Genomic DNA, 1,781 nt, shown 5'->3' on the forward strand with positions numbered 1-1,781 from the left:
TCATTTCAACCTTTGATATCCAAACAAGCTCTCAAGAGCTCTTGAAATATTTATTATTACTCTTTAGTGTGAGTTAAAGAGTATGTACTCTAGAAAGGAGGTGATCCAACCGCAGGTTCTCCTACGGTTACCTTGTTACGACTTCACCCCAGTCGCTGATTTTGCTGTGGGCGGTAACTAGTTTAGTATTCCGACTTAAAGCACAATCAACTCCCATGGTGTGACGGGCGGTGAGTACAAGACCCGGGAACGTATTCACCGTAACATAGCTGATTTACGATTACTAGCGATTCCGGCTTCATGCTCTCGAGTTGCAGAGAACAATCCGAACTAAGACATATTTTATAGATTTGCTCCACCTCGCGGTATTGCTTCTCATTGTATATGCCATTGTAGCACGTGTGTAGCCCTGGGCATAAGGGCCATGATGACTTGACGTCGTCCACACCTTCCTCCTCCTTGCGAAGGCAGTCTATTTAGAGTGCTCAGCCGAACTGTTAGCAACTAAATACGTGGGTTGCGCTCGTTGCGGGACTTAACCCAACATCTCACGACACGAGCTGACGACAGCCGTGCAGCACCTGTCTCTAAGTTCTAGCAAGCTAGCACCCTCGTATCTCTACAAGGTTCTTAGGATATCAAGCCCAGGTAAGGTTCTTCGCGTATCTTCGAATTAAACCACATGCTCCACCGCTTGTGCGGGTCCCCGTCTATTCCTTTGAGTTTTAATCTTGCGACCGTACTCCCCAGGCGGTATGCTTAATCCGTTAGGTGCATTACTGAAATGACTAGCATTCCAACAACTAGCATACATCGTTTAGGGCGTGGACTACCAGGGTATCTAATCCTGTTTGCTCCCCACGCTTTCGCGCCTTAGCGTCAGTTAAGTTCTAGCAGATCGCTTTCGCAATTGGCATTCTTAGTAATATCTACGGATTTTACCCCTACACTACTAATTCCATCTGCCTCTCCCTTACTCTAGAATAGCAGTTTTGAATGCAGTTTAATGGTTAAGCCATTAGATTTCACATCCAACTTACTACTCCGCCTACGCGCCCTTTACGCCCAGTGATTCCGAGTAACGCTTGCACCCTCCGTATTACCGCGGCTGCTGGCACGGAGTTAGCCGGTGCTTATTCTTACAATACAGTCAGTATTCTTCTTGTAAAAAAGGAGTTTACGCTCCGAAAAGTGTCATCCTCCACGCGGCGTTGCTGCTTCAGGGTTTCCCCCATTGAGCAATATTCCCCACTGCTGCCTCCCGTAGGAGTCTGGACCGTGTCTCAGTTCCAGTGTGTCTGATCATCCTCTAAGACCAGATATGCGTCATAGCCTTGGTAAGCCATTACCTTACCAACTAGCTGATACAATATAGCCCTATCCCTTACCGAAAAACTTTCCCACCCTAACTTATGTTAGAGCGGAGTATAGAGTATTAGCACTCATTTCTAAGTGTTGTCCTCTTGTAAGGGGCAAGTTAGCTATACATTACTCACCCGTGCGCCACTAATCCGTCTAGCAAGCTAGACTTCATCGTTCGACTTGCATGTGTTAGGCACGCCGCCAGCGTTCACTCTGAGCCAGGATCAAACTCTCCATAATTTAAATGATTATTTTTTAATTATGAAAAATTAAAAAATAAATAAAATAATGAAGTGAATGATTTAAAACTTATATATAAGAAAGTTTTAAATGGCTCTTGATCACTTGTTTAGATATCAAAGATTGACGTTGAAATAATTGATATATTTAAAATTAACAATAAAACTATTTAAAATAAC

At 43.9% G+C, this 1,781-nt stretch carries 1 rRNA gene; it reads right to left on the reverse strand.

Annotated elements, in window-relative coordinates:
* Nucleotides 1–93: 93 nt before the first annotated feature.
* Nucleotides 94–1,602 (reverse strand): 16S ribosomal RNA (locus AVBRAN12637_RS09635).
* Nucleotides 1,603–1,781: the final 179 nt, after the last annotated feature.

Origin of the sequence: Campylobacter sp. RM12637, assembly GCF_020137645.1 — a bacterium.
Classification (GTDB): domain Bacteria; phylum Campylobacterota; class Campylobacteria; order Campylobacterales; family Campylobacteraceae; genus Campylobacter_E.